This window comes from Sneathiella limimaris (assembly GCF_012932565.1).
GTDB classification, from domain to species: domain Bacteria; phylum Pseudomonadota; class Alphaproteobacteria; order Sneathiellales; family Sneathiellaceae; genus Sneathiella; species Sneathiella limimaris.
This window is the reverse complement of the sequence record NZ_JABBYJ010000001.1, coordinates 1,755,083-1,772,548: the sequence shown is the minus strand read 5'-3', so window position 1 is coordinate 1,772,548 and position 17,466 is coordinate 1,755,083. Positions and strand designations below refer to the sequence as shown.

Here is a 17,466-nt window from a genome sequence, read left to right as displayed (position 1 = left end):
AGCTTTTCAAATATTATCAGGCTGCGTCTTTTGACAGGATGCGTTCGGTCAATCTGGCCCAGTAAGTTGCCCCCAGAGGCAAAATCTGATCGTTAAAATCGTAGTTAGGGTTGTGAATGTGGCAACTACCTTCACCTGCACCGTTCGCAATCATCACGTAACAGCCAGGACGTTCCAACAACATCCAAGAGAAGTCTTCAGCCCCCATCACAGGCGTCACGTTAGTATCCACTTTATCTTCACCGACCAGCTCCTGCATGGTTGCAATGGCAATCTCCGTTTCCTCAGGAGCGTTGATTGTTGGTGCATATCGCCGATCATAGGTGAACTCATATGAAGCCCCATGAGCTTCACAGATACCTTTTACAATTCGTTCCATATTCTGTTCGATCATATCCTGAACATGTGGATCAAAAGCACGAGTAGTTCCGCGCATAATCACCTCTTCGGGGATAACATTAGTTGTATGTCCCCCATGGATTTCACCAACTGTTACAACCGCCGCCTTAAGAGGATCGACATTCCGAGATGTAATATGCTGCCAAGCTCCAACAATTTCCGAGGCAATAACAATAGGATCGACAGTTTGATGTGGAAAAGCACCATGCCCGCCATTACCAATGATTTTCGCTTCGAAGAAATCAGCTGACGCCATCATTGGACCTTTGCGAACAGCAAACTCCCCAACATTGAAACCTGGCATGTTATGCATTCCATAAACGCTATCAACCGGGAACTTTTCAAACAAGCCATCGCTGATCATGACCCGACCACCTGCGACATTCTCTTCGGCAGGCTGGAAAATGAACTGAACAGTCCCATCAAAATTTTTACTTTGGGATAAATACTTAGCGGCACCTAGCAACATAACAGTATGACCATCATGTCCGCAGCCATGCATTTTGCCGTCCACTTGAGAGCGATGAGCGAAAGTATTCATTTCCTGCAAGTCAAGGGCATCCATATCCGCCCGCAAACCAATAGCACGATTACCTGTGCCCGCCTTCAGCGTACCGACAACCCCTGTTTTTGCTAGACCACGATGGACCTCAAGCCCAAAACTCTCCAGTTTTTCCGCAACAAAATCAGAGGTTTGATATTCCTCAAACGCTGTTTCCGGATGCATATGGATCTTATGCCGCCATTCGGTCATTTCTTCGTGGATGGCTTCTATTTCCGGCAGAATTTTCATGACTAGCTCCTTGCAAGACTTCTGTAAACTTATTCATTTGCACCCAAACTATTATGGAACTATCAAAACAGCAAACTAGTCAAGGCCGCAACACCAAAAAATCCAATTAGAACAGCTGATCCGATATTCACCAGGTATTCGAACCGGCTTCCAAATCTCTTTTTCAGCTCGTGGGAGATGAAAGCCAAGAAAACCCACCAGGCAGCAGAGCCAAAAAAAACACCTGAAACAAGGACAATGGCTGAATCAAACGCTTCGACATCACCAATAAAACCGATTCCGGCAAAAATTGCTGCGAAACTCAAAATTGTCGCAGGATTTGTCAAAGTTATAAAAAACGTAGAGACAAAAGCTGGTCCCAGAGCAAAAGCGTTTCCGGCTTCCGCGGCTACTGTGCCCCGCCGAAGAGACGACATAATCCTATAGCTCAAATAAAGCAGGAAAAAACCGCCTAAAAACGTTGCATGCATTTGATAATCAAGTAGAAAATCAGAAATTGCCGTCAGGCCAAAAGCCGCCACTCCACCATAAAAAGCGTCAGCGGTAGCAGCTCCGAGGCCTGTTCCAATAGCGGCGGTTCGGCCAATCGAAATCGCTCGGCGAATGCATAACGCTCCTACAGGGCCTACTGGGGCTGCGACAAGAACGCCAACGCCCAATCCTTTGGAAAGTAATAGCCAGTCAATCATCGCGTGAACCATTTCTCGCACATTTAACAAAACTACTGTTCTTTGAGCTGGAAAACACGATTGTCGTCTCTGAGCGGCTGACGATATGCGGTATTTTGATTCGCGACAACAGGAGTTGCTCAAGATGAGTCATATCATTTGCCATTACTTTGACAAGGTAGTTAAAGCCGCCTGTGACATGATGACATTCCTGCACTTCTGGCACCTCAAGGATCTGGTTTTCAAACTCCTCGCAATATTCAGGTCGATCTATCGCTATGAAAACAAAGGCTAATACCGAATAACCAACTAAAGCCGCATCAACCTCTATGGAAAAATTTTTTAAAACGCCTGACCGCTGAAGTTTATCAATACGTTCCTTTACTGCCGTTACAGAAAGCCCGATTTCTTTGCCAAGACTAGCGTACGACATTCGCCCATCGACTTGCAGCATATCGAGCAGTTTTCCATCAAGGTGATCCATAACCCTTAATCCGTACAAATTATTTTCTATAAGTATGTCCATTAGCCGAATATTTTTCTACAAAATATAATATATTACAAATTTTATTCTTATAGATAAAAATTATATTTCTATGATTGCCTTTCTCTTGCAATCTTTCTAAGACTCTCGCGAAGCTTTTGTTACGCTTTAAAGACAGTTTAGTGACCAGCTCCAGAACGACAGGATTGCTGCGTGGTAAAAAAAACTCTCGATAAAGATCTGGACAGAATTGTTCAGGTTGAATCACAGACGCTCAAGGCAGCGCAGACCATTAAGTCTCTCGCCCTTGCCCTTCTTTTCCTTTTAGCTGTATGGGTGTTCGCTGCGACAGCGATTGGCGCGAACGAACATTCGACCATTGTGATTGTCGCCGCAATTATCGGCGGCTATATGGCTCTTAACATTGGCGCAAATGATGTCGCGAATAATGTTGGACCTGCAGTTGGGTCAAAAGCATTAACCCTTGTTGGCGCTCTAATCATTGCAGCGATTTTTGAAGCTGCTGGCGCTATCATCGCTGGTGGCGATGTTGTTACGACAATCAAAAAAGGGATTATCGATCCAGCTGGTGTTCAGGATAGCCAGGTTTTTATCTGGGCAATGATGAGCGCACTCTTTGCGGCAGCGGTTTGGGTTAATATTGCCACCTGGATTGGAGCTCCCGTCAGTACGACACATGCCGTTGTGGGCGGTGTAATGGGAGCCGGTATTGCTGCTGCAGGTTTCGGGATTGTTAACTGGACAACCATGTCTGCTATCGCAGCAAGTTGGGTCATATCTCCGGTTATGGGTGGACTGATTGCTGCAGCATTCCTTGCATTCATTAAGTTCAACATTGTCTATCAGGAAGACAAGCTTGCGGCCTCTCGGAAATGGGTACCTTTACTGGTTGCGATAATGGCTGGCGTCTTTTCCTGTTATCTTGTGATGAAGGGCTTGAAAAAGGTCTGGAAACCCGACTTTGTCACCCTTTTGATCCTTTCGCTCTCAATTGCGGGACTGACTTTTGCGATCGTACGGCCGATCATTGCGAGAGCCTCGGCCAAGATGGAAAACCGAAACAAGTCCATCCGCACTCTATTCACGATACCCCTTATTTTTTCTGCAGCATTGCTCAGCTTTGCCCATGGTGCCAATGACGTTGCTAATGCTGTCGGTCCATTAGCCGCTATTGTCAGCATCTCCTCTTCCGGATCTGTAGAAGGAACCGTAGGCATTCCATTCTGGGTCATGCTTATTGGGGCGGTCGGCTTGAGTGCAGGCCTCTTTCTTTTTGGCCCAAAGCTCATCAAAACCGTCGGAGACGAAATCACCAAAATGAACCCAATGCGCGCTTTCTGTGTCGCATTATCTGCAGGGATCACTGTTCTAATTGCTTCAGCACTAGGACTGCCCGTTAGCTCCACGCATATTGCGGTTGGTGCTGTGTTTGGTGTTGGCTTCTTTCGGGAATGGATTACGGAAAAACGCGCCAGGGAATTCCGTAAAGAGCAGCAACGCCAAAAGATTAATCCAGAAAGCAACCTTCCTGAAGGTGAATTGCCGCCGGAGTCCAATCGGCAGAAAAAGAAGCTTGTTCGGCGGTCTCATGTCTTCACGATTGCCGCCGCTTGGATCATCACTGTGCCATGTGCAGCACTACTAGCGGCTGGCATCTTTATGGTCTTAACAACTTTTACAAGCTAACGCCTGACTAGCCTCAACGGCTAGAGATGCTCGTAAACCTATTAGGTTCATTTTTTGAACTTAATAGGTTTTCTTTTGCATGAATTTCTGTATTCTTGACTACCAAAACAATTTAGGGACTTCCCCCAATGAACAAAAAAGCAGAAGCAGAAATCAAATCCGCCACTAACCTCAGCGAAATGACGGGACTAGATCAACTCAAGCATGCCTTCATTGGCGAAGGGAAAACGGCTCCTATTGGGAAAACACTCGATTTTGATTTGGTCGAGCTGGAAGAAGGCACTGTTACTTTTAAGGGAACCCCCTCAGAAAAGCATCTAAACCCAATTGGAACCGTTCACGGTGGATATGCTGCGACCCTATTGGATTCAGCCCTTGGCTGTAGCATTCACTCTGTTTTGGAAGCAGGTGAAGGCTATACAACCATCGACCTTAACGTCAAATATATACGGGCCATGAAACCGGGAATGGGAGCTGTCTTCTGCACAGGTAAACTGATCCATAAAGGCCGCCGCATGGCCACAGCGGAAGCCCGACTTGTGGATGAAAACGGCAAGTTAATAGCTCATGGCAGCACGACCTGTATGATCCTCTAACCCGTTAGGCAAATGCGTTCGCTTAGAGAGGATAAGGAGGAACGCCAATGATCATGGCGTGCATATGGAACAGCCCCATAAATAAAACTAATCCGGCTAAAACCCGCCACCATAGCTGACCTATGGATAGTTTCGCACGCCCTGTTAAAATTGCCGCAAAAGGAATGTTGGACGTATCCTGGCGGAATGAAACCCAATCTGCCCCCAAAGCCTTAGATCGTTTTTGATCAATCATAAACGTTCCAATTAGCGCCAGAAGTCCAAACCCACCAAAAAAGATAACAGATTTCAGATCACCATTGTTCAATAGATGAGCAATAGCCCACAGCACAAATGACCACATCATTGGATGACGGGTCACTGACATAATACCACTTCGTGCCTTTTCTGAAGTAACAGCGCCTTCAGCACCAATAGAAGTCGGGTTTTTCACCGTGAAAGAACTAAAAAACAAAATCGATGCAACAACCATCAAGACGATTGCTGTATACCGCGCGCCATTTTCAAACTGCCATAATAACGGCCCCTCTGGGGAAGCGATATAAGCCTGAACCATCCAGAATAGAATAAGCGCTGATGCAAGACTAAAAAGCCCCAAATAGGCTTTCTCACCAACTTTATTGACTAGTGCTGACCTCAGAAAACTGGACGGTAGGATATGGATAGCTAAAAAAGCCAATGTGGCTAACGTTAATGCCTGAAGTGTTCCTGTCATTTTGCCCTCCCTCACTCAGTGGTCAAAATCTGCACAAGTCTAATTGTTTTCTCAAGGTTTTTGATTACTGAATGAGATGACCATCACGAAAGAGGCTATGTTCTTTGAAGGTTGGCGCATGCTCCTCTAGCAATGCAAAACCAGCTTCCGTCAGTTTACAGACAAGCCAATCTTTCTTTATTGGATTTTCAAACCAGGGTTCCGCCCAGCCATTTTTGATGCAACTTCGGATCGTCGCAGCCTTTATTTGCTGTCCATCCCGATCAAACAGCGGCAGCTTACCACCTGGTTGATCAAAACCCAGGAAGAGATAGCTTAGCTGAACATAGGAAGGGATCGCTTTCTTCATTTCAAAAGCCTAATCAACTTTTTACCAAAATGCCATCCCCCTATTGAAACTCAACGCTTAGGGCTTTTCAAATCCTTGACTTCAGTCTAAACACAGCAAAACTATTTCCAGATCTATGTTGAAGGGATGAACACCATGGGTGATGCTGCTGGATATACAAAATATTTTCCTGTCTCTTGGGAAGAACTCCATCGGAACGGACGAGCATTGGCCTGGCGCCTGATGGATCTTGCGCCGTTTGAGGGAATTGTCGCTGTTACCCGCGGCGGTCTCGTTCCCGCAGCAATTATTGCGCGCGAATTAGATGTCCGCAACATTGATACAGTTTGCATAGCCGCCTACCGGGATGACAAGTCAGTGGGCGAAGTCAACATCATCAAGGGACTGGATATTCCAAACAATGGCAAAGGCTGGCTAATTGTCGATGACTTGGTTGATAGTGGCATTACAGCAAAATATGTGCGGGATATGATTCCAGAAGCTCATTTCGCGACTATTTATGCAAAACCAAAAGGCCGCCCGCGGGTTGATACTTTTATCACAGAAGTCAGCCAGGATACCTGGATCCTGTTCCCTTGGGATCAAGCCCCCTCTTTTGCGAAACCGATTGTCGATGAACATAAAGGACAACTATAGACCCTCATGTTCAAGTTAGCGGCTAACCTCAGTTTTATGTTTCAGGAAGTTGCCTTCCTGGAAAGATTTAGGGCTGCGGCTACAGTTGGGTTTCAAGGGGTCGAATACTTATTTCCCTATGAATATACTGCCAAACAACTCCATACGCTCCTTGAAGATTTCAACCTTCAACAGGCTCTGTTCAACTTATACCCTGGTGAATGGAGTCAAGGAGAGCGGGGCCTGGCCGCCCTACCGAACCGAGAAGATGAGTTCAAATCATCCGTCGAGCAAGCCCTGGAGTATGCTTCCCATCTGAAGTGCTCCAAACTTCATGTTATGTCTGGGCTAAAATTAGATCAGGTTTCGACAGAGCTTCAGCTGGAAACCTACATGAAAAATCTTCTATGGGCAGCAGATCAGGCAAAAAACCATAATGTTACGCTCCTCATCGAGCCGATAAATCCCTTTGATATGCCGGGTTATTTCTTGAGCGACTTTGCACAAGCGAAATCAATACTTGAAGATATCAACCACCCGAACTTAGCAATGCAATTTGATATTTACCATTGCCAACGCCTTCAAGGGAATATCGTTTCAACGCTCATAGATTATTTGCCCTTAATCGGTCACATACAGATTGCAAATCCACCGGGCCGCCATGAACCGGGAAAGGGTGAACTCAACTTCGATTTTATCCTTAACTGGCTTTCAACTCAGTATGACGGTTGGGTTGGATGTGAATATACACCCAGCGCCGTGACGACGGATTGCTTAAGCTGGGCAGAACCTTATTTAGAGAATTATCCTGCAAACCATTGAAAGCAGCCGGGAAAAGGTTTACAGCTCAACTAATCACCAATAATAAAGAAAAGGCTGAATGTTCTGAAACAAGGCCAATGAAACCTGTGCAAGTAAGTCTGTCTCCGTCCAAATTCATCGCGTCGCTAAAAGCTATCCGCAACAACATGTCGATCAAGCTTATGCTTTGCTCGCTCATCGTTGGTCTTTTAGCTGGCTATGGGGCACTTGGATTTCGGTTACTTGTTGGGGAGATCCAAAATCTTTTTTATGGTTTTGATAGTGAGCTCGTTGTCTCAGAAACAGCAAACCTGCCTTGGTGGCAAATCCTGATAATCCCTATCATCGGCGGCCTAATTATCGGCGTATTCCTGAAACTGTTTATGCCTGGAAAGCGGATACATGGGGTTGCTGATGTCATTGAAGCAGCCCTCATACATCGAGGAAAAATGACCCTTCGAAATGGGATTGGATCTTTTCTCGTAAGCGCAACTTCTCTTGGCACGGGTGCTTCCGGCGGCAGGGAGGGCCCTGTTGTTCACTTTGCTGCAATGCTCGGAAGTCAATTAGGACAACGTCTTCGCATACCTTCGCGTTACTACACTACCCTAATTGGGTGCGGCGTCGCATCTGGTGTCGCGGCATCGTTCAATGCTCCAATCGCTGGGATGTTCTTTGCGCTTGAAGTTGTAATCGGATCCTTTGCCACGCAGGCAGTTGCACCCATCGTGATGGCGTCAGTTATCGGTACTGTTGTCAGTCGCATTCACATTGGCGATTTCCCCGCCTTTATAATTCCCAACTATCAGATTGTCAGCTGGTTGGAAATTCCGGCCTTTGCCCTTTTAGGGATCACTTCAGCTGTTGTCGCGCTCCTGTTCATCTGGAGCATTGGGTTTGCCGAAAGAACCATTAACCGCTTTAATATCCCGGACATATTACGGCCTGCATCCGGCGGCCTTGTACTGGGACTGATCGCACTCGCTTTCCCACAAATTATTGGCGTTGGATATGAAGCCACCGATAGTGCCTTGAAAGAAGAGTATGATCTAATTCTCCTGTTATCTTTGATTGTTGTCAAAACCATCGCAACAGCTGTTACAACCGGCAGCCGGATTGGCGGCGGATTTTTCTCCCCTTCCCTCTTTGTTGGTGCCATGACAGGTGGTGCGTTTGGGATTATTGCGGCTTCGGCTTTCCCAGAAATGGCCGCAAGTAATGGCCTCTACGCTATCCTTGGGATGACGGCGGTTTCAGCTTCTGTGCTCGGCGCGCCAATTTCCACCATTCTCATCGTCTTCGAACTAACAGGTGACTACAAGATCTCTATCGCGGTCATGGTCACCGTCGGTATTACAACACTGATAACCAAGCAGCTCATTGACCGAAGCATCTTCCAGGTGCAATTGGCCATGCGCAATGTAGATTTAAGCGAAAACAAGGCACTAAGGATCCTGAAGTTCAGACAAGTTCGCGGGATAATGGATCGGGAATTCATTGAAGTTCCCAAAGAAAGCTCCATGCTGGAACTCCGAGAGATCATCAGTAATGCGAGCCACAACAAGGTTGTCGTTTTCGATCCCAAAGATCATTCTTTCCATGGCAGGATCGAATTTTCAGATTTGAAACCTCATGTCTTTGGCGATGTTTCTCATGACCCGGCTACAGCAGGGGAAATCGCGATTACCAATACGCCGGTGATCTTCCCGGATTCCAGTCTAAAATCAGCGCTATCAATCATGAGCAAATCTGGAATCGAATGCCTTCCTGTCATTGATTCTGCGACCAAGACCAGGCTGGTTGGTCTACTTTACTACAGTGATCTTCTGCGGGAATATAACGAAGCCCTTCTACACATGCAGAACGAAGAGGATGGCAAAAAAACCTCTGATACCGGGCTCTAAAAAACCAAAGTCAAGACTAGAACAAAACGCGATCATGGGATATATCCAATCTCATGGAAGATTCTTTTGACATTGCCAGTTTCAACCCAGAAACCCCTACCCCCGCACCTGATTTCAGCTATCTGGACAGCCTGAACGAGGGGCAGCGCGCGGCCGTTGAGGCTATTGATGGTCCGGTCCTTGTGTTAGCAGGCGCCGGTACAGGTAAAACAAGGGTGCTAATAACCCGCCTTGCCCACATCCTCAACACGCGAAAAGTAAGCCCTTGGCAGATCCTTGCTGTTACTTTCACTAACAAAGCCGCGCAGGAGATGAAGGAGAGAACCGCAGCATTAGTTGGGCCACAAGCTATTGATATCAAGCTTGGTACATTTCACTCTTTTGGCGTTTGGCTTCTCCGGCGACATGCTGAACTTGTAGGGCTGCAAACCAACTACACAATTCTGGATACAGATGATCAATTGAGGCTGCTCAAACAGATCCTGACTGAAGAAGGGATCGATGTTAAAAAATGGCCACCCCGCGGCTTAGCTTCCATTATCGATCGTTGGAAAGACAAGGGTCTTCGCCCGGACCAGGTTTCAACTTCGGATGGCGATAGTTTCGCACATGGACGAGCCGCTGCCCTTTACAAACTCTATCAAGAGCGGCTTTTAGCGCTAAATGCTTGTGACTTCGGAGATCTTTTGCTCCACCCGATCACCATGTTCCAGAAAAATCCTGACATTTTGGAAAAATATCAAACCCAGTTCCATTATATCATGGTGGATGAGTATCAGGATACCAACGTTGCACAGTATCTATTGCTCAGAATGCTTGCCCAAAAACACCGAAATATCTGCTGTGTTGGAGATGACGATCAGTCTATCTACGGCTGGCGAGGCGCTGAGGTTGGCAATATCTTGAAATTTGAAGATGACTTCAAAGGAGCTGAGGTTGTCCGACTTGAACGGAATTACAGATCCACTGAGCATATTCTAGGTGCAGCGTCTGGGTTAATTGCACAAAATGAAGGGCGGTTAGGCAAAACACTCTGGACCGAGGACAATTTAGGAGAAAAAGTTGTTCTGAGGGGATGCTGGGATGGACAGGCGGAAGCACGATGGGTCGGAGATGAAATCGAGGCCCTTGAACGCAAGGGCACCAGCTTAAAGGATATGGCAATCCTTGTAAGGGCCAGTTTCCAAACCCGCGATTTCGAGGAATACTTTATTTCTGCTGGAATCCGCTATCGAGTAATCGGAGGTCTGCGATTTTATGAACGCAGGGAAATCCGGGATGTGCTGGCTTACCTTCGGGTCATAAACCAACAGGATGACGACCTTGCTTTTGAGCGCATCTATAACTTGCCAAAAAGAGGCTTGGGTCCTAAAGCTCTCGAAACCTTGCGGATTATAGGCCGTGACTTGAACCTTTCCCTTGCCCGGAGCGCTGAATATGCCGTGGAACACAGCCTCTTTAAAGGAAAAGCTCTCGCTGCATTGAAAGAGTTGATGGAGCATTTCGCCAACTGGCGAGACCAAAAAGATTTCATTCCACCTGATGAGTTAGTTGATCAAGTTCTGGATGATAGTGGTTACCTGCAGATGTGGAAGGATGATAAATCCACAGAGGCAGCAGGCAAAGTTGAAAACCTAAAAGAACTCAGTCAGGCCATGTCTGAATATGAAGATCTTGGCCAATTTCTAGAGCATGTTGCCCTTGTCATGGAAAACACAGAAGAAAATGGGCAAGACATGGTCAGTCTCATGACCCTTCATGCCGCAAAAGGCCTCGAATATGATGTCGTCTTTCTCCCCGGGTGGGAGGAAGGGTTATTTCCGCATCAGCGGGCACTTGATGAAAATGGTTTCAAAGCCCTTGAAGAAGAGCGACGTCTGGCGTATGTCGGCATCACGCGCGCGAGAAAGAAATGCTTCATCAGTCATGCCAGCAATCGACGTATCCATGGACAGTGGCAATCGTCACTTCCTAGCCGATTTGTAAGCGAACTGCCGGCTGATAACATTGCGGAACAAGGTGATATGGGTGTCTATTCCCGCACATCTCAACGGGATAGCTCAACTGAAACATCATCATGGCGAACTGCCACTGACACTCATCTTTCTCAAATTCTTGAACGTCGGGCGGCACAAAACCGCCAAATGAAGGACAACAGCTCTAAACCGGTTAATTCAAGAAATACCGGAATTGAGGTTGGAGAAAGAGTTTTCCATCAGAAATTCGGATATGGGCGGGTCCTCAGGAAAGATAACAACAAGCTCGAAGTAGCCTTTGATAAAGCGGGCACAAAGAAAGTGATGGAAAATTTTGTCGAACGAACCTAATGCGTCAAACCTTTGGCAAATCTCCATTGTCAAACCGCTCGTCGACCTTCAGCAAATCGAACCTGTGTTCGAAGATTTTTGCCTGACTTCTTCGCTAATTGAACATGTTCCTGATGGAAGCCTTTGGCGCCTGGAGCTCCTTTTTAACGGAGAACCTGAGGATTTTGTCCTCTCCTTGATACCTAAGGACTTCGAGTTTCAATTAATAAAGTTAGAAAATAAAGATTGGGTCAGCGAAAGCCAAAAGCAACTTCCACCGGTTAGTGCTGGCCGCTTTTACATTCATGGGTCACACGATCCATGCCACGCCTCACCTTCTGTTTATGATCTGACTATTGATGCTGGCCGGGCATTCGGCACCGGGTTACATGAAACAACATATGGGTGTTTGCGCGCAATTGACGATGTCAGCAAATATAAGCACCCAAAAAACGTTCTAGATCTAGGGTGTGGATCTGGTGTTCTTGCCCTCGCTGCAGCCAAATGCTGGCATCAAAGGATCCTTGCGAGCGATATTGATCTGGATGCAGTAATTGTGACGAACGAAAATGCCAAAAGAAATAGGCTCTCACCCTACATCAGGTCGGTACATGCAACTGGCTTGAATGATCGCTTATTGAAACGCGCCGCGCCTTATGATCTGCTGATTGCCAACATTCTAGCATGGCCTTTGGTCAAGCTGGCACCTGATATCGCCGAGTCCATGTCAAATGACGGGATCGTTATTCTATCTGGGCTTTTGAGCAAACAGGAAATTATGGTCCGAAATGCCTATCGTCAACAAGGATTGCATCTCAAAAAGCGTTATACTTATGGTGTCTGGCAAACTCTCGTCTTGAGCTTCCAATAAAAAACCCAGCCAATTAAGGCTGGGCTTTTTGAAACTAACCTAAACTAACCAGTTATTTGGCCAGTTTCTTATCCTGATTGCTGTTGGCAGCTGTCAGGTTATCGTTTGCAAGTGCGCCGCGTTCATTAAGAACGTTGTAGAGATCACCTTTGGTGATGCCAATGTCGCTAAGCTCGCGAGTATCCATGGCGACCAGTTCTGCATAACTTGCCCGCTGCAAGCGCCAGTTTTCGTATTTTTCGACAAAACCGAGAACAGCAGTTTTCAGTTTATTTGCAAAAGAAACATGCGCAGCTTTTTCACCCTGAACCGCGAAAGCAATCCCACAGCGGGTAACACCGAGGTCTGCAAGCTCACGGGTGGACATGGAATTCAACTGAGCCATTGCCCGGTTAGCTGCCCGGTATTTTTGAATACGTGTTTTCAATTTTGCAATTCCTGCATCAATCATGTCGTGCATGTGTTTGCTCCGCTCAACACGGGCTTGCGCAACAATGTTTTCCACAACTGCTACGTTGTTGTTGGCGACTGCTGGTGCTACAAGCGCCAGGGCGTCCAGGTCTTTTTCGCTAAAGCTAATCATCGTCTATCTCCTAATCACAGCTACCCGGTTTCAATCCCTCACCTTACGCACTCTCTTCGTGCCGATATGGCAGATTGTTCTCATTGGCCGCTGAGTTTGTATTTCTCAGTTCTGATTGAACTGCCTGTTCAATAAAATCCTTGTCGAAAGCAAATTCCATCTGGGCATCTTTTGTGCCGCTTGTGACATTTGCCGATTTAGTCACGAACAAATCAGCCAGTTTTGAAAAGAACCCTTTGTTGGATTTAGGTGCTGTTGCTGCTTGCATAGCATCGAAGCCATACTGTAAATGCAATGCTTGACCGTATTTTTCATTTCTACTGAACATCGTGAACTCCATCTTTGTGTCCTTGATGATTGTTATATTGCACTGCACACAATAAAAAACAATAACTTAATGGACATTTTTGCCCGCTGATCAGGAAATGGTGCATTGCAAAAAATGCATAGCTACAATTGAAATGGCTTAACGGTTAGTTCATATTCAGTGATAAATGACTGCAAACACGAGGAAAACCTGTGCCCGAAACTTTAAGCGTTCTTCAGAACCAGTTCTTTCAACAATTAGGTACTGAGCATCCTGATCTTGACGGGAAAGAAGTAGCATCACTCCTAAAAGCCGCAGCCGCGGCTCCAGAAAGAACAGATAGTGATAAGATTTTTGATCATATTCTGCCAAAGCGTTCAGAAAAATTAGATCAGATGATCAAAAACCTGAAGCAGGCTTATGCAAACGACATCAAAGAGACTGTTCTCCGCCCTACAGCTTCTGGTGAACGTCTAGAGGCGCTGCGAAAAGAGCTCCAAAATCAAAATGTGGATGGTTTTATTATCCCACTGAATGACGAATTTCATGGAGAAGCGGCTCCTGCAGCCTCAGAACGCTTGAAATGGCTAACTGGATTTACAGGCTCTGCCGGCGTCGCCGCAGTCAGCCTGGAGAGTGCCGCAATTTTTGTAGATGGGCGTTATACACTTCAGGTCAGGAATGAGGTGGATACAGAGCTATTCACGCCTCGTCATGTCTCTGAAGAGCCCCTTGCCGACTGGATTATCGAGACTTTCAAGGAAGGCTATCGCCTTGCCTACGATCCGTGGCTTCACACAGAAACAGCGATAACCAACCTGCTCGCAAAAATAAGTAAGCACGGGATAAAGTTAGCTCCTCTTGCCTATAACCCTGTAGACACAGTTTGGAAAGATCGGCCACCCCAACCACTTGCCCTGATCGTCCCACATGGTGAAGAGTTCGCGGGGAAAAGCAGTCGCGAGAAGCGAGCGGATATTGCCAAGTCTTTGACCAAAGACGGGATTGATACTGTTATTCATACCTTGCCAGATGTGACTGCCTGGCTTCTTAATATTCGCGGAGCAGATTTACCGAGTACTCCTTTTGCTTTGGGCTTTGCGACTTTGCATCAGGATGAGACGGTTGACTTATTTGTTCCCAAACAAAAAATCAGCCCAGATTTGGTTAAACATCTCGGAAACGGTGTCCGCCTCCATGAGCCAGAAGAATTTGCCGACCACCTCAAAAACCTAAAAGGTCAAAAGGTCCAGATTGATCCAACGACAACAAGTCAGTGGATTGTCGATCGTTTGACAGAAGCTGGCGCTGACATTACTCGGGCACCTGATCCTTGCCTGCTCCCCAAAGCCACAAAGAACTCGGTAGAGGCTGAGGGAACCCGCAACGCGCATATCCGCGATGGCGTGGCCGTCACCAAGTTCCTGCATTGGCTCAGCATCGAAGGACCTAAAGGAACTGTTGATGAGCTTAGCGCCGAGCAAAAGCTTTATGAATTTCGGTCTCTTGGCGACAACTTCAAAGATACAAGTTTCTCAACGATCTCTGGGGCTGGCCCAAATGGCGCCATCGTTCACTACCGGTCAACAACCGCGACAAACCGTCCACTAGATCTTAACAGCCTTTATCTAGTGGATAGTGGGGCGCAGTATCTGGATGGAACAACTGATATTACCCGAACCATAGCTATCGGTGAACCAACCGATGAAATGAAAACCCGCTTTACTCATGTGCTGAAAGGTCATATTGCCCTTGCGCGTGCGCACTTCCCTGTAGGTACTTCAGGCTCTCAACTTGACACCCTCGCCCGTCTACCTTTGTGGCAACTCGGTCTTGATTACGATCATGGGACTGGGCATGGCGTCGGCAGTTATTTGTCAGTCCATGAGGGTCCGCAACGCATCTCGAAAATGCCGAGCAATATTGCCCTCCAACCGGGCATGATCCTGTCTAATGAACCGGGATATTACAAGACTGGGGAGTACGGCATTCGAATAGAAAACTTAGTCATGGTCGAAACCGTGAATGCTCCAGTTGGCGCGGAAAGAGATCTACTTGGGTTTGAAACCCTGACTTTCGCGCCGATTGACCTGAATGCCATCGACGCCTCTGCCCTTGATGTTACCGAGAAAGAGTGGCTCAATCAGTATCATCAGCATGTTTGGGAGAAAATCTCTCCCGCATTGGAAGGTGAAGTAAAAGACTGGCTAAAGCAAGCAACTAGACCAATTTAAGCATTTCATTGATCAGCGGGAGGCTATTTCAGCCCCCGCTAATTAGATCAAGCCACTCCTGCTCTGAGAGTACCTGAACTCCTAAACTTTCAGCCTTGGCCAATTTGGAACCTGCCTTCGCGCCAGCAACAACATAATCTGTTTTCGCGGAAACAGATCCACTGACCTTCGCTCCCAGATTTTCAGCCTTAGCTTTCGCCTCAGAACGTGTCATCAATTCAAGACTTCCTGTAAATACGACAGTTTTACCCGAAACAGGACTATCGTCATCAGGCGCTTCAAATGCCATTACGTCCACTTCGGAGGTTAAGTCTTTCAACAGATCACGGTTGTGCTGCTCGGAAAAGAACTCCTTCACCGCATCTGCAACAGCAGCACCAATGCCGTCAATTTCCAAAAGCTCAACATATGCCTTACCAATATCTGGATTATCGGGACCAAATGTCTCCAACAAGGCGTCTATCGAAAGATAATTTTTTGCCAACAATCGCGCATTGCCTTGCCCCACATGTCGAATGCCTAGCGCATAAACAAATCTATCCAACTCAATCTGACGTCGGTCATTGATCGCGTTAAACAGGTTTGTGACTGCTTTTTCTCCAAATCCTTCGAAATTTCGGATCCGTGTCAGCGAATTCTTATCCTTCTCCTCAAGCCGAAAGATATCAACAGGCGTTTTCACAAGGTCTTTGTTGTAAAAGAGCTCAATTTGCTTGGCCCCTAGTCCATCAATGTCAAAGGCATTTCGGGACACAAAGTGCTTCAATCGCTCAACCGCCTGAGCGGAGCAGACTAAGCCCCCAGTGCATCTGCGAACCGCGTCATCTTTCCCAGAAGTCGGGTTCTTCTCTCTGACCGCATGGCTGCCACACACAGGGCAACTTGTTGGAAATTCATAGGGCTTACTCTCTTCTGGTCGTTTGTCGAGGACCACCTCGACAATCTGCGGAATGACGTCACCTGCCCGTTGAATAACAACAGTGTCTCCTTCACGGATGTCTTTTCGTTGAATTTCATCTTCGTTGTGCAATGTCGCATTGGAAACAACCACACCCCCAACAGTTACCGGCTCCAGCCGTGCTACCGGGGTCAGCGCCCCGGTTCGGCCCACCTGAATTTCAATTTCCCGAAGTATAGTTGTCGCCTGTTCTGCCGGAAACTTATGTGCAATTGCCCATCTTGGGCTTCGGCTGACAAAACCAAGCCTTTCCTGCCAATCCAACCGGTTTACCTTAAACACGACCCCGTCAATGTCATAGTCAAGAGAGGCGCGTAACTCCTCAATCTTGCGATAGGCGTCAATCGCCTCCTCCATATTGGAACAAACATTGGACAGTGAATTTACGCTAAAGCCCCAATCCCGAAATCGAGCTAATACTTCTGACTGGGTCAGTCCCGGAATTTCTGAAGCATCTCCCCAGGCATATGCAAAAAAACGTAAATTTCGAGATGCAGTGATTTTTACATCTAGCTGACGAAGTGAGCCCGCCGCAGCATTTCGGGGATTAGCAAAAACCTTGGCCCCTTTTTCAGCTTGTGTCTCATTCAGGGTTTGAAAGTCAGAGATAGGCATATAAACCTCTCCTCTAACTTCAAAGACATCTGGGACCAGCTCGCTTTCAGAACTCAACTCATCCGGAATATCAGCAATTGTTTTCAGGTTATCGGTGATGTCCTCACCCTCGCGGCCATCACCACGTGTGGCACCTTGCACGAAGCGCCCGTTTTCATAACGCAGCGACGCAGAGAGACCATCAATCTTTGGCTCAGCAAAGAAAGAAACATCCTCATCAGGTTTTAGCCCTAAAAACCTCCGAACGCGCCTCTCAAATTCCCGAAGATCATCGCTTGAAAAGGCATTGTCCAGTGACAGCATCGGCATTTTATGCTGGACCTTGCCGAACCCGCGACTGGGGGCAGCGCCCACTTTTTGTGTTGGGCTTTCCTGAGTAATCAAATCTGGATGGGCTTCTTCCAGTTTTTTCAACCGGATCATCAGCGCGTCATATTCAGCATCTGATATTTCCGGATCATCTTTCTGATAATAGGCAGCGTTATGCTGCTCGATCTCTTTACTGAGGGCCTTGTGAAGCTTTTCGGCTTCTTCCAGGGAAAGGGACGTTAAGTCCTCCAT

16 protein-coding genes are annotated in these 17,466 nt (G+C 47.0%); 8 read left to right on the top strand and 8 right to left on the bottom strand.

Translation table 11 applies throughout. The features are described 5' to 3' along the window. Positions 1-16 precede the first annotated feature (16 nt). From HH301_RS08515 to HH301_RS08505, 3 genes are all read right to left on the bottom strand, one after another. A complete protein-coding gene (locus HH301_RS08515; RefSeq protein ID WP_169568479.1) occupies positions 17-1,192 on the bottom strand; it encodes a M20 aminoacylase family protein in 1,176 nt (391 codons plus the stop codon). Between the two features lie 62 nt (positions 1,193-1,254). Next, positions 1,255-1,881: a LysE family translocator gene (locus HH301_RS08510; RefSeq protein WP_169568478.1), complete on the bottom strand. Its 627-nt coding sequence runs from the start codon at positions 1,879-1,881 to the stop codon at positions 1,255-1,257. Further along, entirely contained in the window at positions 1,874-2,344 is a 471-nt protein-coding gene (locus HH301_RS08505) for an Lrp/AsnC family transcriptional regulator (RefSeq protein ID WP_169568477.1), read from the bottom strand. Before HH301_RS08505 ends, HH301_RS08510 begins: the two co-directional genes overlap by 8 nt. 213 nt (positions 2,345-2,557) lie before the next feature. Here HH301_RS08505 and HH301_RS08500 point away from each other — a divergent pair, with 213 nt between their 5' ends. Further along, a complete protein-coding gene (locus HH301_RS08500) occupies positions 2,558-4,051 on the top strand; it encodes an inorganic phosphate transporter (RefSeq protein ID WP_169568476.1) in 1,494 nt (497 codons plus the stop codon). Between the two features lie 128 nt (positions 4,052-4,179). Continuing rightward, the gene (locus tag HH301_RS08495; RefSeq protein WP_169568475.1) at positions 4,180-4,647 is read left to right on the top strand and encodes a PaaI family thioesterase; all 468 of its coding nucleotides are present in this window, start codon (positions 4,180-4,182) and stop codon (positions 4,645-4,647) included. A 22-nt stretch (positions 4,648-4,669) separates the two neighbouring features. Here the strand turns inward: HH301_RS08495 and HH301_RS08490 are convergent, their stop codons facing one another. Both HH301_RS08490 and HH301_RS08485 read right to left on the bottom strand, forming a co-directional pair. Continuing rightward, entirely contained in the window at positions 4,670-5,362 is a 693-nt protein-coding gene (locus HH301_RS08490; RefSeq protein WP_169568474.1) for an NnrU family protein, read from the bottom strand. 64 nt (positions 5,363-5,426) lie between these two features. Then, positions 5,427-5,711: a hypothetical protein gene (locus tag HH301_RS08485; RefSeq protein WP_169568473.1), complete on the bottom strand. Its 285-nt coding sequence runs from the start codon at positions 5,709-5,711 to the stop codon at positions 5,427-5,429. 135 nt (positions 5,712-5,846) lie between these two features. On the opposite strand from HH301_RS08485, the gene gpt reads away from it, so the two are divergent. The 5 genes from gpt to HH301_RS08460 all read left to right on the top strand — a co-directional run bounded on the left by gpt (position 5,847) and on the right by HH301_RS08460 (position 12,208). Then, entirely contained in the window at positions 5,847-6,347 is a 501-nt protein-coding gene (gene gpt / locus HH301_RS08480; RefSeq protein ID WP_169568472.1) for a xanthine phosphoribosyltransferase, read from the top strand. A gap of 6 nt (positions 6,348-6,353) precedes the next feature. Beyond that, the gene (gene otnI / locus HH301_RS08475) at positions 6,354-7,148 is read left to right on the top strand and encodes a 2-oxo-tetronate isomerase (RefSeq protein ID WP_169568470.1); all 795 of its coding nucleotides are present in this window, start codon (positions 6,354-6,356) and stop codon (positions 7,146-7,148) included. Between the two features lie 77 nt (positions 7,149-7,225). Beyond that, positions 7,226-9,031: a chloride channel protein gene (locus tag HH301_RS08470; RefSeq protein WP_169568468.1), complete on the top strand. Its 1,806-nt coding sequence runs from the start codon at positions 7,226-7,228 to the stop codon at positions 9,029-9,031. Positions 9,032-9,084: 53 nt separating this feature from the next. Next, positions 9,085-11,358, top strand: a complete 2,274-nt coding sequence (locus HH301_RS08465) for an ATP-dependent helicase (RefSeq protein WP_169568466.1) — start codon at positions 9,085-9,087, stop codon at positions 11,356-11,358. Further along, positions 11,342-12,208, top strand: coding sequence for a 50S ribosomal protein L11 methyltransferase (locus HH301_RS08460; RefSeq protein ID WP_169568464.1), 867 nt, complete (start codon positions 11,342-11,344; stop codon positions 12,206-12,208). The genes HH301_RS08465 and HH301_RS08460 overlap by 17 nt, the downstream gene beginning before the upstream one ends. Before the next feature lie 52 nt (positions 12,209-12,260). Here HH301_RS08460 and HH301_RS17475 read toward each other — a convergent pair whose 3' ends face one another. Both HH301_RS17475 and HH301_RS08450 read right to left on the bottom strand, forming a co-directional pair. Further along, positions 12,261-12,791, bottom strand: a complete 531-nt coding sequence (locus tag HH301_RS17475; protein ID WP_206378238.1) for a YjiS-like domain-containing protein — start codon at positions 12,789-12,791, stop codon at positions 12,261-12,263. Positions 12,792-12,834: 43 nt separating this feature from the next. Continuing rightward, a complete protein-coding gene (locus HH301_RS08450) occupies positions 12,835-13,119 on the bottom strand; it encodes a hypothetical protein (RefSeq protein WP_169568462.1) in 285 nt (94 codons plus the stop codon). Positions 13,120-13,310: 191 nt separating this feature from the next. On the opposite strand from HH301_RS08450, the gene HH301_RS08445 reads away from it, so the two are divergent. Continuing rightward, positions 13,311-15,332 carry a M24 family metallopeptidase gene (locus HH301_RS08445; RefSeq protein WP_206378237.1) on the top strand — a complete coding sequence of 674 codons (2,022 nt, stop codon included), beginning with the start codon at positions 13,311-13,313 and terminating at the stop codon, positions 15,330-15,332. 28 nt (positions 15,333-15,360) lie between these two features. Here the strand turns inward: HH301_RS08445 and ligA are convergent, their stop codons facing one another. Then, positions 15,361-17,466, bottom strand: a complete 2,106-nt coding sequence (ligA, locus tag HH301_RS08440; RefSeq protein ID WP_169568460.1) for an NAD-dependent DNA ligase LigA — start codon at positions 17,464-17,466, stop codon at positions 15,361-15,363.